Source organism: Luteimonas sp. Soil_N_1 (genome assembly GCF_057656255.1).
On sequence record NZ_JBDGKS010000003.1, the window covers coordinates 287,588 to 300,799 of the forward strand.

The 13,212-nt window shown below is 69.4% G+C and carries 10 protein-coding genes; 2 read left to right on the forward strand and 8 right to left on the reverse strand.

Going from position 1 to position 13,212, the window contains the following annotated elements; all coding sequences use genetic code 11:
• Positions 1-132 precede the first annotated feature (132 nt).
• On the forward strand, positions 133-1,905 hold the full coding sequence (locus AC3A4E_RS17120) for a DUF2207 domain-containing protein (RefSeq protein WP_487632680.1): 1,773 nt from the start codon (positions 133-135) through the stop codon (positions 1,903-1,905).
• A 185-nt stretch (positions 1,906-2,090) separates the two neighbouring features.
• Here AC3A4E_RS17120 and AC3A4E_RS17125 read toward each other — a convergent pair whose 3' ends face one another.
• The 8 genes from AC3A4E_RS17125 to AC3A4E_RS17160 all read right to left on the reverse strand — a co-directional run bounded on the left by AC3A4E_RS17125 (position 2,091) and on the right by AC3A4E_RS17160 (position 11,474).
• Positions 2,091-5,261, reverse strand: coding sequence for an efflux RND transporter permease subunit (locus AC3A4E_RS17125; protein WP_487632681.1), 3,171 nt, complete (start codon positions 5,259-5,261; stop codon positions 2,091-2,093).
• A gap of 140 nt (positions 5,262-5,401) precedes the next feature.
• Positions 5,402-6,418: an efflux RND transporter periplasmic adaptor subunit gene (locus AC3A4E_RS17130; protein ID WP_487632682.1), complete on the reverse strand. Its 1,017-nt coding sequence runs from the start codon at positions 6,416-6,418 to the stop codon at positions 5,402-5,404.
• Complete coding sequence (locus AC3A4E_RS17135; RefSeq protein WP_487632683.1) at positions 6,415-7,734, reverse strand: TolC family protein; 1,320 nt, start codon at positions 7,732-7,734, stop codon at positions 6,415-6,417. The genes AC3A4E_RS17130 and AC3A4E_RS17135 overlap by 4 nt, the downstream gene beginning before the upstream one ends.
• A gap of 54 nt (positions 7,735-7,788) precedes the next feature.
• A complete protein-coding gene (locus tag AC3A4E_RS17140) occupies positions 7,789-8,136 on the reverse strand; it encodes a DUF2946 family protein (protein ID WP_487632684.1) in 348 nt (115 codons plus the stop codon).
• 137 nt (positions 8,137-8,273) lie between these two features.
• On the reverse strand, positions 8,274-9,194 hold the full coding sequence (locus AC3A4E_RS17145) for a ParB/RepB/Spo0J family partition protein (RefSeq protein WP_487632685.1): 921 nt from the start codon (positions 9,192-9,194) through the stop codon (positions 8,274-8,276).
• The gene (locus AC3A4E_RS17150) at positions 9,191-10,003 is read right to left on the reverse strand and encodes a ParA family protein (protein WP_487632686.1); all 813 of its coding nucleotides are present in this window, start codon (positions 10,001-10,003) and stop codon (positions 9,191-9,193) included. The genes AC3A4E_RS17145 and AC3A4E_RS17150 overlap by 4 nt, the downstream gene beginning before the upstream one ends.
• 183 nt (positions 10,004-10,186) lie before the next feature.
• Positions 10,187-10,828 (reverse strand): 16S rRNA (guanine(527)-N(7))-methyltransferase RsmG, encoded by a 642-nt coding sequence (gene rsmG / locus AC3A4E_RS17155; protein ID WP_487632687.1) that lies wholly within the window; start codon positions 10,826-10,828, stop codon positions 10,187-10,189.
• A gap of 52 nt (positions 10,829-10,880) precedes the next feature.
• Positions 10,881-11,474 (reverse strand): 4'-phosphopantetheinyl transferase family protein, encoded by a 594-nt coding sequence (locus AC3A4E_RS17160; protein ID WP_487632688.1) that lies wholly within the window; start codon positions 11,472-11,474, stop codon positions 10,881-10,883.
• Between the two features lie 100 nt (positions 11,475-11,574).
• Here AC3A4E_RS17160 and AC3A4E_RS17165 point away from each other — a divergent pair, with 100 nt between their 5' ends.
• Positions 11,575-12,987, forward strand: a complete 1,413-nt coding sequence (locus AC3A4E_RS17165; RefSeq protein WP_487632689.1) for an AMP-binding protein — start codon at positions 11,575-11,577, stop codon at positions 12,985-12,987.
• Positions 12,988-13,212 lie beyond the last annotated feature (225 nt).

The following is a 13,212-nucleotide window of genomic DNA, read 5'->3' on the forward strand; positions in this document are numbered from 1 at the left end:
CCCGGCTCCATCGCCCGGGCGGCATCGGATCGGACGCACGCTCCGCGCGACACGGCCACATCTGCGGTGTGATCATCGGCGATCGCGTCGCGTGGAGTTCCACCGGCGCGATCCATCCCAGGAAACCGCCCGATGATCCGTCTGCTGCTGTCGTGTCTGCTGTTGCTGTGCACCGTGCCGCTGCTGGCACAGGAACGCATCCTGTCCTACGACAGCGATCTGCAACTCAACGCCGACGGCAGCCTCGACGTGACCGAGCGCATCCGGGTGCGGGCGGAGGGCAGGAACATCCGACGCGGGATCTATCGCGATTTCCCCACACGCTACGACGACCGCCACGGCAACCGCGTCGTGGTCGACTTCGAGATGCAGAGCCTGACGCGGGACGGACAGCCGCATCCATTCTTCGTGGAGCAGGTGTCGAACGGCGTGCGGATCAACACCGGCGACGACACGCTGCTGCCGGTGCCGAGCGACACCACCTTCGTGCTGCGCTATCGCACGACGCGTCAGGTCGGCTTCTTCGACACGTACGACGAGCTGTACTGGAACGCGATCGGCACGGGCTGGATGTTCGGAATCGATGCGGGCACGGTCGTGCTGCGATTGCCCGAGCCGGTGGCTGCCGGGCAGCTGCTGGCCGAGTGCTGGAGCGGCCCGCAGGGCTCGCGTGCGCAGGACTGTACGGCCGAGGTCACCGGCCCGGGGGAGGCGCGCTGGACCTTGACCGCGCCGTTGGCGCAGGAGCAGGGGCTGACGACGGTGCTCGCGTTTCCGAAGGGACTGGTCGCCCAGCCGGCGCGCGTGCAAACCATCGCGTGGCTTTTGCGTGACAACCGCGGGCCGCTGATCGCACTCGCCGGTCTGATGCTGCTGCTGGCGTTCGGATTCTGGCGCTGGCTTCGCGTGGGGCGCGACCCCAGGCCCGGGACGATTGTCGTGCAGTACGACCCGCCGGACGCGCTGTCGCCAGCTGTGCTGCGGCATGTGCAGACGAACATCACCGACCAGATCGGCTTCTCGGCCGACGTGATGGCGCTCGCGGTGGCGGGCCGGCTGGACATCCATCGCGACAGGCAGCCGCTCAAAGAGGCGTGGCGCATCGAACGCAGCGCGGGCGAGGCGCGCCCGGTGGACGCAGACGGCGAAGCGCTGCTGCGAGACCTGTTCGCGGCTGGCGACCGGGTGGACCTCGACGGTACACACGCCGGACGCATGGTGAAGATCCTGTTCGCGCACCAGAAGCGGATCAAAACACTGCTCAAGCAACGATTCCCCAAGGGGCTCTATCGCTACAACGGCACGAGCTTGCTCGGACTGCTGGCGATCCTGCTGGGCTTCGGTTTCGCGGCATTCGCTTTCAGCGGCGGGCATGGCCAGCTGCTGACGCTCGTGATCGTGGCGGTCATGGCGATCGCATTCTTCGTGTTCCTGTGCCTGCTGCCGGCGATCACACCGGAAGGCCGCGCGATGCGCGACCGCATCGAGGGTTTCAAGCGCTATCTGACCGTGGCCGACAAGCAGGATCTGGCGCGGCTCAAGGGGCCCGGGCATGACGCGCCGGATCTGGATGCCGGGCGCTTCGAGTTCCTGCTGCCCTACGCGGTGGCGCTGGAGGTCGAGGATGCGTGGACCGAGAAGTTCACCGCCGCGGTCGGCGCGGCGGCCGTTACGGCCGCGACTGCGTCGATGACCTGGTACCACGCAACGGGACGCGTCGGCAGGACGGGTCTCGGCGATCTGTCGAGCTTCGGCAAGACGATCGGGAGCGGATTGGCCGGACAGATCGCCTCGTCGTCATCGCCGCCCGGCAGTTCGTCAGGGAGTTCGAGAAGCGGCGGCGGGGGTGGCGGGGGTGGGTCTTCCGGAGGTGGCGGTGGCGGAGGCGGCGGCGGTGGGCGGTGATGGATCCGGGTGATGGATTTGTGCGTGTCACCAAGAGCGCCCTCACCCAACCCCCGCTCCGCGCCCTGGCCCGAGGGTCGCGAGGCCTGCCCGCGCAAGCCTCGCTTTTATGAGTCCCTTTCCCTTCGGAAGAGGGGTCGGTGGGAGGGCTTTCGACGAGACAAATCTCTGTTCCCAGAGAAACCTCAAACCCGCTCGGCCCGACGATGTACCCACCGGTACAACACCGGCAGCACCAGCAGGGTCAGCAGCGTCGAGGAGATGATTCCGCCGATGACGACGGTCGCCAGCGGTCGCTGCACTTCCGCACCGGCGCCGACGTTGAACGCCATCGGCACGAAGCCCAGCGACGCGACCAGTGCCGTCATCAGCACCGGGCGCAGGCGACCCAGGGCACCGTCGACGATCGCGGTGCGCAGGTCGGCACCGTCCTCGCGCAGCTTGCGGATGAAGGTCAGCATGACCAGCCCGTTGAGCACGGCGACGCCCGACAGCGCGATGAAACCCACGCCGGCCGAGATCGACAGCGGGATGCCACGCACCAGCAGGGCCAGCACGCCGCCCGTCAGTGCCAGCGGCACACCACTGAAGACCACCAGCGCATCGCGCAGCGAGCCGAACGCCATGAACAGCAGCGCGAGGATCACCAGCAGCGTCAGCGGCACCACCAGCGCCAGCCGCTGACCCGCCGAGACGAGCTGCTCGAATGTGCCGCCGTAGTCGATCCAGTAGCCGGTCGGAAGCGTCACCGATGCGGCCACCGCGGTTTCCAGTTCGCCGACGAAACTGCCGAGGTCGCGTCCGCGCACGTTCGCGGTCACGACGATCCGGCGCTTGCCGTTCTCGCGGGCGATCTGGTTCGGTGCGAGCTGGGTGCCGATCGTCGCCACCTCGCGCAGCGGCACCGTGCGCGGCGTACCGCTGGCCCAGGTGCCGCTGCGGTCGGACTCGTCACCGCCGCCGGCACCGCTGATGCCCAGCGGGACCGGCAGATCGGCGAGTGCCGCCGGATCGCTGCGCATCGATTCGGGCAGGCGCACGACGATGTCGAAACGCCGGTCGCCCTCGAACAGTTGCCCGGCCGTCTCGCCGCCGATGGCCGCGGCCACCACGCGTTGCACGTCGCCGGGGTTGAGCCCGTAACGTGCCATCGCCCGCGGATCGGGGGCGATCTCCAGCAGAGGCAGGCCGTCGACGGCTTCGACACGCACGTCGGCGGCACCGGCGATGCCGGTCAGCACACGTTCGACGTCGCCGGCCAGCGTCTGCAGTTGCGCCAGGTCGTCGCCCTGGATCTTCACCGCCACATCGCTGCGGACGCCGGAGATCAGTTCGTTGAAGCGCATCTGGATCGGCTGGGTGAACTCGTAGTTGTTGCCGGGCATGGTCTCGGCAATGGCTTCGAGTTCGCCGACCAGTGCCACGCGTGATTTGCGCGGGTCCGGCCAGTCGCTCCGCGGGCGCAGGATCACGAAGGTGTCGGCGACCGATGGCGGCATGGGGTCGTTGGCGACTTCGGCGGTGCCGATGCGCGAGAACACACGCACGACCTCGGGCGCCTGCAGCAGCCGGCGTTCGAGCGCGCGCTGCATCGCCACCGACTGTTCGATGCCGGTGCCGGGGATGCGCATCGCATGCAGGGCGATGTCGCCCTCGTCGAGGCTGGGCACGAACTCGCTGCCCATGCGCGTGGCCAGCACACCGCAGGCCAGCACCAGCACCAGTGCGCCGCCGACCAGCCAGCGGCCATGGCGCAGCGCCCAGTCGAGGGCCGGTGCATAGCCACGACGTGCGGCGCGCATCACCCGGTTGTCGTGTTCGGCAACACGGCCGCGCAGCAGCAGGGCGATTGTCGCGGGCACGAAGGTCAGCGACAGGAGCATCGCGCCGGTCAATGCCAGCACGACGGTGATCGCCATCGGATGGAACATCTTGCCTTCCACGCCTTCGAGCGCGAACACCGGCAGATAGACCGCGGCGATGATGCCGAGCCCGAACAGGCTGGGCCGGATCACTTCTGCACTGGCCGAGGCCGCGACGGCGTGACGCTCGCGTGTGTCGAGCAGACGGCCCAGCCGCTGCTGCGCTTCGCCGAAGCGGCGCAGGCAGTTCTCGACGATGATTACCGCGCCGTCGACGATCAGGCCGAAGTCCAGCGCGCCCATGCTCATCAGGTTGCCCGACACGCCGCCCTGGCGCATGCCGATGACGGTGAACAGCATCGTCAGCGGAATCACCAGCGCGGTCAGCAGCGCCGCACGCACGTTGCCGAGCAGCAGGAACAGCACCACGATCACCAGCAGCGCGCCTTCGATCAGGTTCTTGGCGACGGTGCGGATGGTGCGGTCGACCAGCGCGGTGCGGTCGTAGACCGCGACCGCACGCACGCCGTCGGGCAGGCTGGCGTTGGCGGTTTCCAGCCGGGCGGCCGCGGCCTGCGCGACGGTGCGGCTGTTCTCGCCGACCAGCATGAAGACCGTGCCCAGCACGACTTCCTTGCCGTTCTGCGTGGCAGCGCCGGTGCGCAGTTCGCGACCCTCGCCGACGCTGGCGACATCGTGCACATGGATCGGCACGCCGTCGCGTCGCGCAAGCACGATGTTGCCGATCGCGTCGATGTCGGCGACCTGTCCGGGCACACGCACCAGCAGCTGCTGGCCGTTGCGTTCGATGTAGCCGGCGCCGACGTTGCGGGTGTTGTTGGCGACCGCGGTGACGACGTCCTCGAACGTGAAGTCGAGCGCGACCAGCATCGCCGGATCCGGCGTGATGTGGACCTGGCGCGCGAAGCCGCCGACGGTGTTGACCTCGGTGACGCCGGGCACGTTGCGCATCTGCGGACGCAGCACCCAGTCCTGCAGCGTGCGCAGGTCGGTCGCGGTGTACGGCGTGCCATCGGGTTTGCGTGCCTCGGGCGATGCCTCGACGGTGTACATGAAGATCTCGCCCAGACCGGTGGCTGCCGGCCCGAGCGATGCATCGACATCGTCCGGCAACTGGCTGCGGATCTCCTGCACCCGCTCGGCGACCTGCTGCCGCGCGAAGTAGAGATCGGTGCCGTCCTCGAACACCACGGTGACCTGCGACAGGCCATACGCCGACAGCGAGCGCGTGTAGTCGAGACGCGGCAGACCGGCAAGCGCGGTCTCGATCGGGAAGGTCACCCGCTGCTCGGTCTCCAGTGGCGAATAGCCCGGCGCCGCGGTGTTGATCTGCACCTGCACGTTGGTGATGTCGGGCGTGGCGTCGATCGGCAGCTTCGTGAAGCTCCAGCCGCCGATCGCGACCAGCATCAGCGTCGCCGCGAGCACCAGCCAGCGATGCCGGATGGAGAGATGGATGAGGGACTCAAGCATGGTCGCGGCTCCCGTCCGGCGTCGCGCCGCGCGCTGCCGGTCCTGATGCCGCTGCAACGGCTGCGTCCGGCTGTAACGACCTGCGCGTGCATGTCAGCGCCACGTGTGTCCGGCACCTGCGGCAGCACAGGCCGGCATCGTCAGTGCGCATGTTCCGCTCCCGCCTTTTCGAGATCGGCCTTGATCGTGTAGCTCTGCTCGACCACGACATCCTCGCCGGCACGGATGCCGACGACGATCTCGACCATGCGTGCATCGCGACGCCCCAGCGTCACTGCACGCTTCTCGTAGCGGTCGCCTTCGCGCACGAACACCACGTCGCGGCCGTCCATCTGCTGCAGCGCGGTCAGCGGCACCACAAGTTCCGCTGGCTGCGTGGACACGGTGACCATCGCGCGCACGGCCGATCCCGGTCGCCACTGGCCGTCGGCGTTGTCGAGCGTGGCGCGCGCGATCGTGCTCTGGCTCGCGGTGGCGGTGCCGGGCAGCACGCGCTCGATGCGGGTGTCGGCGGTTGCGCCGTCGCCCAGGCGGGTGATCGTCACCGGCGAACCGGCCGCGAGATGCTCGGCATCGCGGCCGAACACATGGAGATCCACCCACAGCGTCGACAGGTCGGCGATCTCGTAGAGCACCGCGCCTTCGCCGGCGCTCTCGCCGACGGACATGTTGCGCGCGAGCACGGTGCCGGTGATCGGCGCGGTGACGGTATAGGTCGACAGACTGAGATTGCTGTCGATGTTCGCCAGCACCTGGCCGGCGCGCACGCGGTCGCCGACTTCGGCATGCAGGCGCCGCACCGGTCCCGGGAAGCGCGCGGTGGCGCGGGCGTTACCGGTTTCAAGCGTCGTCAGCAGGCCCTGCACCTCGTGCTGGTCGGCGATGGTGCCGGCCGCAGCGGGCGCAACGCGGATTCCCACTTCCGCAGCGATGTCGGCCGGGATGACCGCGGCCTCGTCGCCGTGGCCGTCGTGCGCGTCGTCGTCCGCATGCCCGGCGTCGCCGTGACCGGCATCGGCATGGGTGTCGTGGTCGGCAGACGCGGCGGATGGCGAGGCGCCGTCGGCCTGCGCAGTCGATGGATCGCTGCAGGCCGACAGCAGTACGAGCAGGGCAAGTGCCAGCGGCGCGGTGGCCGTGGAAGCGGAACGCCTCATGGGATGTCTCCAGTGTCGGGTGTGGGCGTCGCAGCTGCGACCACGAGTGACTGGCCGGTCAGGCGCTGCATCTCGATCAGGGCGATCTGCGCGGCCTGCGCGGCGTCGAGTTGCTGGCGCAGGGCGTCGCCGCGCGCGTCCTGCAACTGCGACCATTCGAGATACGACACGGCGCCGGCGCGCCAGGCGCGTTCGCTGGCACTCGCCGCGCGCGCGAGCCGTGGCAACACGTCGCGTTGCAGCAGCGCGACTTCCGCCTGTGCGACGCGGTAGCGGCCGTGCGCATCGGCGAGCGTCGCCTGCAGTGCGCGGTCGCCGGCATCGCGCTCGATCGACACCAGGGCGAGCTCCGCCGCTGCGGCGCGGATGCCCGGCTGCGCACGCGCGCGGCTGCCGATCGGGATGACGAGACCACCGATCAGCGAGGTATCGCCGCTATCGCGCTGATGGCGGATGCCGGACTGCCAGCCGATGTCGGACGTGGCGTCGCTGCGTGCGAGCTGCAGCCGGGCCTCGGCGATGCGTTCGCGATCGTTGAACTGCAGCAGCTCCGGCGATCGCGCAAGCAGCGCGCGCAGGACATCGAAGCCGGCGATGTCGGGCAATGCGAGCGGGTCGCCGGCGGCGACGTCGAACGCGCTGTCAGGATCGCCCCACAGCATCGCCAGACTGCGCCGCGCGGTCTCGATCTCCATGCCGGCGCGCGCGACCTCCAGTTCGCTCTGCGCCTGCGCGGCCTGCGCCGTCAGCACGACGGCCTCCGGCGATGCGCCGGCCGCGAACCGCTGGCGTGCAGCGTCGACGAAGCGGGTGCGCTGGGCGACCTCGATCCCTGCAATCGCCTGTCGCCGCATGGCGATGACGACGGCGAGATGCCGGCGCGCGGTTTCGGCCAGCAGGTCGACGCGCGCGGCCTCGCGCTGCGGCGCTAGCGCATCGATCCGGCGCTGCGCGAGCGCGCGGCGGGCATCGAGCTTGCCGCCCCGTTCGAAGACACCTGCAAGGGTCAGGGTGGCTTCGACGTCGCGTACCGGCGCACCGAAGCCGAGGTTCTCGATCTCGATGCCGGTTTCGAGCGCGGGCCGCAGCGCTGCGGCGTCGCGTTCCGCATCGAGCACGTCGCGCTGGCCGTCGAACAGGCGCAGTGCGGGATGGGCGTCGGCGACGCGTGCGAAGGCACGGTCGAGACTCCGGTCGGCTGTCGACACCGGTGCAGACGCGGACAGTGGAGCAGACACGGGAACGGGCGCCGTCTGCGCGCGCACGAGGCACGGCGCAGCGGCGAGGGCGGCCAGGGCCACCAATCGCAACAACATGGAGTTTCTCCGGTTTCGGAACGACGGAACGCCGGCGTCAGGCCGGCACGGACGTCATGCGGAAATCGGAGGGCGCAGCAGCGTCTCGGGCGCGCGAGGCGGTGCCGCATCGCGCAGCGCGGCTTCGGGGTGCACGTTGGGGATCGGTGCAATCAGCGACGCCATGGGCGGCAGCCCCGGCGTATGCGCGCCGCAGGTGGCGCAGTGCGCGACCGCGTGCAGCAGATCGGCGCCGTCGTCGTGCGCCTCGGGCGCATGGTCGTGCTGTTCGGCGGTTTCGCCGTGCGCGGCCTCGTAGGTGTTGCCCATCGCGACCAGTACCGGCGCCACGACCAGCCCCAGCACCAGCAGCGCCAGCATCAGCGGGCGCGGCCAGAACGAGGGGGCATGGCGACGGAACATCCGGGCAGGGTAGTGGCCCGGTTGCGCGTTACACAATTCCAGTGGACTGGACATCGCGCAGGGCACCGGCGTTCCGGCCCCATGCGCGGGATATCTTCGCTGCGCCCGTGAGGCGAGTGACGTGGGCGTGCTGTCGCTCAGCCGCGCTCCGCGCGCAACCGTTCCAGCACGCCATCGAGGGCTTCGAGGTTGCCGTAGTGGATCACCAGCCGGCCCTTGTTGCCGCGGCCGTTGGCGATCGACACGCGCGTGCCCAGGGTTTCCGAAAGTTCGTTCTCCAGCGAGACGATGTCGGCCTGCGGGCGGGCCTTGGTCTTCGATGCCGTGCGGCCGTTGCCGCCCGGCACGCGACCGGCCGCGAACTGCTGCGCGCGGTGTTCGACTTCGCGCACCGACCAGCCGTGCTCGACGGCGTCGCTGGCGAGCTTGCTGGCGAGTTCGGGCGACAGCGTCAGCAGGGCGCGGGCATGCCCCATTTCGAGCTGCTTGGACTCGACCAGGATGCGGATCGCCGGCGGCAGTTCCAGCAGACGCAACAGGTTGGACACCGCGGCGCGCGAACGGCCAACGGCCTCGGCAGCCTGCGCATGGGTCAGGTCGAATTCGTCGATGAGCCGCTGCAGCGCCTGCGCTTCTTCCAGCGGGTTGAGGTCTTCGCGCTGGATGTTCTCGATCAGCGCCATCGCGACGACCGTGCGGTCCTCGACGTTGCGCACGACCGCCGGCACTTCGCTCAGCCCGGCCTGCTTGGAAGCACGCCAGCGGCGTTCGCCGGCGATGATCTCGAACGTCCGGTCCGCGCGCTCGCGCACCACGATGGGCTGGATGACGCCCTGCGCCTTGATCGATTCGGCCAGCTCGGTGAGCTTGTCGGCATCCCAGTGCTTGCGCGGCTGGTACTTGCCGGCGCTCAGCGCATCGATCGGCAGCACGCGCAGCGTGTCCTGCTCGGTGGCTTCCAGGCTCGTCGGCGCATCGGCGGCGGCCTTGGGGCCGAGCAGGGCCTCCAGGCCACGACCCAGACCGCGCTTCTTGGCGGGCGTCTTCGCAACGGTCATGCCTGGGTCTCCATGGCGGTGGTGTCCTGGGTGCGTGCAGTGTCACGTTCGCGCTGGCGGCGGATCACTTCGCCGGCCAGACCGAGATAGGCGATCGCGCCGCGCGAGCTCTTGTCGTAACCGACGATGCTCTGGCCGTGGCTGGGTGCTTCGGCCACGCGCACGTTGCGCGGCACGATGGTGCGGAACACCTTGTCGCCGAAGTGGTTCGTCAGTTCAGCCGATACCGCATTGGCGAGGTTGTTGCGCACATCGAACATCGTGCGCAGCACGCCCTCCACCTCGAGCTTCGGGTTGAGGTTCTGCTTGATCGCATCGATCGTCTGCAGCAGCGCGGTCAGACCTTCGAGTGCGTAGTACTCGCACTGCATCGGCACGAGTACCGAATCGGCAGCGGTCAGCGCATTGAGCGTCAGCAGCGACAGCGCCGGCGGACAGTCGATGAGGATGTAGTCGTAACGCGCGCGCAGCGGTTCGAGTGCGCGCTTGAGGCGCTGCTCGCGATCGTCGGCGCCCATCAGCTCGAGTTCGGCGGCAGTGAGATCGGTGTTGCCGGGAATCAGGTCGACCTCTTCCTCGGTCTGCACGATCGCGTCGCCGGCTTCGACCTCGCCCAGCAGCACGTCGCAGGTCGAGACCGGCACCGCGCCCTTGTCGATGCCGCAGCCCATCGTCGCGTTGCCCTGCGAATCGAGGTCGACCAGCAACACACGCTTGGGCGTGCGCGCGAGCGCCGCGGCGAGGTTCACGGCCGTCGTCGTCTTTCCGACGCCGCCCTTCTGGTTGGCGATGGCGATGATGCGGGCCATGGGCTCCGTGCAAGGTTCAGGAAGGGAGCCGGCCGCCGCGGACAGCGGCCGGACCCGGGATTATGCCCCCCAAGCGCGGCTTGGGGTAACCGAAGCGATGATGTGCCGCGCACGGACACGCGCACACCGGAGCGCGTGCGCGAAACGGAGCATCGGCGGGACGAAGGCCCGCGCAACACGTGTTCAGACGCGGGCGACGACCACCAGATGGCGTTCCGCATCCAGGCCCGGCACGGCCAGCGGCGTGACGCTTTCGAGTTGCCAGCCGGCAGGCAGTGCCGCGATCTCGTCCGCCGGGTGCACCCCCTTCATCGCCAGCAGACGGCCGCCATCGACCCTGGGCAGATGACCGCCGAACGCGAGGATGTCGGGCAGCGTGGCGAGTGCGCGCGCCGTGATCGCATCGAATGCACCGGGGCGGTCGACGGCCTCGATGCGCGCCTCGACGACGTCGGCATTGGCGAGCTTGAGCTGGCGCACGGCCTCGCGCAGAAAGCGCGCCTTCTTGCCGTTGGATTCCACCAGCGTGACCCGCAGGCCGGGCAGGGCGATCGCCAGCGGGATGCCGGGCAGGCCGGGGCCTGTGCCCAGATCGGCGAGCGTGGCGAGGCCGTCGACGTGCGGCACCATCGCCAGCGAATCGAGCAGATGGCGCACGACCATCTCGCGCGGATCGCGCACCGCGGTCAGGTTGTAGGTCTTGTTCCAGCGCAGCAGCAGGGCCAGATACGCCAGCAGCGGCTCGGCCAGGGCCGGGGACAGGCCCAGCGCACCCAGTCCGGCTTCGAGCTCGCCGCGCAGTGCGGTGTCGTCGGAAATGTTCATGCGCATATTGTAGGAGTGCGCCTGCGCGCGATGGGACCGGCCGGGCGCAGGATCAGCCGGCGTGACGCCACGCCAGCGTCGCCAGATAGCCCGGCAACGGCGCGAATGCATGCAGTCCCCAGTCGGCGGGGCGGCCCAGTGCCGGATCGCAGGCCACCAGCGCCCATCCGCCATCGCGGGCGGCGAACTCGAGCCGGTCCAGCCCGAACGACAGGCCATGCCCGTGCGCCTTCAACACCGCTTCCTTGGCGCACCACAACTGAACGAAGGCGGTTTCGGCCGCGTCCGGCGGCATCACTGCAAGCGCGGTGGCCTCGCTTGCGGTGAAGAAGCGCCGCGCCAGCGCCATCGCCTGCGGTCGGGGGCGCATCCACTCGATGTCCACGCCCACAGCCACGCCGTCGCCGAGCGCGACCAGCAGTACTTCACCGCTGTGACTCCAGTTGGCATCCAGGGCCGGACGGCCCGGCACCTGCAGTTGCGGGCGTCCGCGGGCATCGCGTTCGAGGGCGAAACTGTCAGTGGCGACGCCGATCACATCGGCCAGCCAGGGCCGTACGAGGGCTTCGGCGGACGCGCCGCGCCGGTAATCGCGCCATGCGCACCGCACCGGGCCGGCGCGCAGGCTGTCTGGTTCGCTGAACATCCGCACTTGGCATCCCGCAGGGCGTCCAGCGTAAGCTAAAACAGCTGTTCCGCGGGCCGGACACGGCAATCTGGAACATCCCTTACGGAGTGGCAGCACGATGTCGGCAGTGGTACTGGAACAGGGGGCGGGTGGCCGCGGGGCCCTGCACGAAGCAGGCGCGACGCGTCCCCTGGTCGAAGGTGATCCGTCGCGGACGGTCGCGTTCGGCGCCGATGGTGCGGTGTCGCTGTCGACCTTCATCGCGCACGTGCGCGGCGTCGCGGCGTTGCTGCCGGACGCGCCCTTCGCATTGAACCTGTGCGAAGACCGCTATCGCTTTCTCGTTGCGTTCTGCGCCGTCGCACTGCGCAAGCAGGCCACGCTGTTGCCGCCGTCACGTACGCGCGGCGCGATCGACGACGTACGCGCGCGCCATCCACAGAGCTATTGCATCGGCGACCGGGACGACTGCGGCTGCGACGCCCTGCACGATGCCGGCCATGCGCCGGCGCCGCCGCATTACGTGCGTCTGCCCGATGCATTGCCGGCACTGGCGGGCGATGTGCCCGCCATCGCACTCGATGCACTGGTCGCGATCGGCTTCACGTCCGGCAGCACCGGTGTGCCCGGGGCCAATCCCAAGACGTGGGCGACCTTCCACCGCGGCACGCTGCAGAACGTCGCGCTGCTGGCGGACCTGCACGACGGCGCCACGCTGCCGGTGGTCGCGACCGTGCCGCCACAACATATGTATGGGATGGAGATGTCGGTGTTGCTGCCGCTGCTCGGCAACGCTGCCGTGCATGGCAGCCGCCCGTTTTTCCCCGGCGACATCGCGGCTGCCCTGCGGGACGCCCCGCGCGCGGCGCTGCTGGTGACCACGCCGGTGCATCTGCGCTCGCTGGTCGAATCCGGCATTGCCCTGCCGCCGGTCGCGGCGATCGTCACCGCGACCGCGCCGTTGTCGCGTGCGCTCGCCGCCGACGCCGAAGCGCGTTTCGGCTGCGAGGTGCGGGAATTGTTCGGATCGACGGAGACCTGCATCTTCGCGTACCGGCGCACGGCGCACGAAGACGCCTGGACACCCTTTGAAGGCGTGCGCCTGCAGCCGGTTCCGGACGGCACCCTCGTCCATGCCCCGCACCTGGCCGAGCCGCGCCTGCTGGCCGATATCGTCGAACTCGACGATGCCGGGCGCTTCGTCCTGCGCGGGCGCCAGGCCGACATGATCGAGATCGCCGGAAAACGCGCCTCGCTCGCCGACCTCACCCGCCGGCTGCTGGCCATCGATGGCGTGCGCGACGGTGTGGTGCTGCAGTCACAAGTGGCGGATGCGTACGGGGTACGTCGTATCGAGGCGCTTGTGGTGGCTGACGAGACGCTGACAGACGCGGTGCTGCTGGACGCGCTGCGCCAGAGCCTGGATCCGGTGTTCCTGCCGCGGCGCCAGCGGCGGGTAGACGTATTGCCCCGCAATGAGACGGGCAAGCTGCCGCGCGCGGCAGTGGAAGCGTTGCTCGCGGGCGAGTGAATGGGGGCTCCGCGGACGTGCTGCGGCCGCTCACCCCAGTCATCTGCACGATTTCGCACATCCGGCGCGATACCCCTTTGCAAACGTGTTTGATCTATGCATAATTCGCCCCCCGCTTGACGGGCTGCTCTACGGGGCGGCGGGCCAGGCGGGGAAGAGGAAGGAAACGCGGCTTCACGCGGTGTTGACAGACTCGAGGGTCGCGGTAATATGTGCGGCTCGCTT

What these genes read in the sequence shown, in the direction of transcription:
- AC3A4E_RS17120 (WP_487632680.1), top strand. Translation starts at nt 133, where the DNA reads ATGATCCGTCTGCTGCTGTCGTGTCTGCTGTTGCTGTGCACCGTGCCG.
- AC3A4E_RS17125 (WP_487632681.1), bottom strand. Translation starts at nt 5,261, where the DNA reads ATGCTTGAGTCCCTCATCCATCTCTCCATCCGGCATCGCTGGCTGGTG.
- AC3A4E_RS17130 (WP_487632682.1), bottom strand. Translation starts at nt 6,418, where the DNA reads ATGAGGCGTTCCGCTTCCACGGCCACCGCGCCGCTGGCACTTGCCCTG.
- AC3A4E_RS17135 (WP_487632683.1), bottom strand. Translation starts at nt 7,734, where the DNA reads ATGTTGTTGCGATTGGTGGCCCTGGCCGCCCTCGCCGCTGCGCCGTGC.
- AC3A4E_RS17140 (WP_487632684.1), bottom strand. Translation starts at nt 8,136, where the DNA reads ATGTTCCGTCGCCATGCCCCCTCGTTCTGGCCGCGCCCGCTGATGCTG.
- AC3A4E_RS17145 (WP_487632685.1), bottom strand. Translation starts at nt 9,194, where the DNA reads ATGACCGTTGCGAAGACGCCCGCCAAGAAGCGCGGTCTGGGTCGTGGC.
- AC3A4E_RS17150 (WP_487632686.1), bottom strand. Translation starts at nt 10,003, where the DNA reads ATGGCCCGCATCATCGCCATCGCCAACCAGAAGGGCGGCGTCGGAAAG.
- rsmG (WP_487632687.1), bottom strand. Translation starts at nt 10,828, where the DNA reads ATGAACATTTCCGACGACACCGCACTGCGCGGCGAGCTCGAAGCCGGA.
- AC3A4E_RS17160 (WP_487632688.1), bottom strand. Translation starts at nt 11,474, where the DNA reads ATGTTCAGCGAACCAGACAGCCTGCGCGCCGGCCCGGTGCGGTGCGCA.
- AC3A4E_RS17165 (WP_487632689.1), top strand. Translation starts at nt 11,575, where the DNA reads ATGTCGGCAGTGGTACTGGAACAGGGGGCGGGTGGCCGCGGGGCCCTG.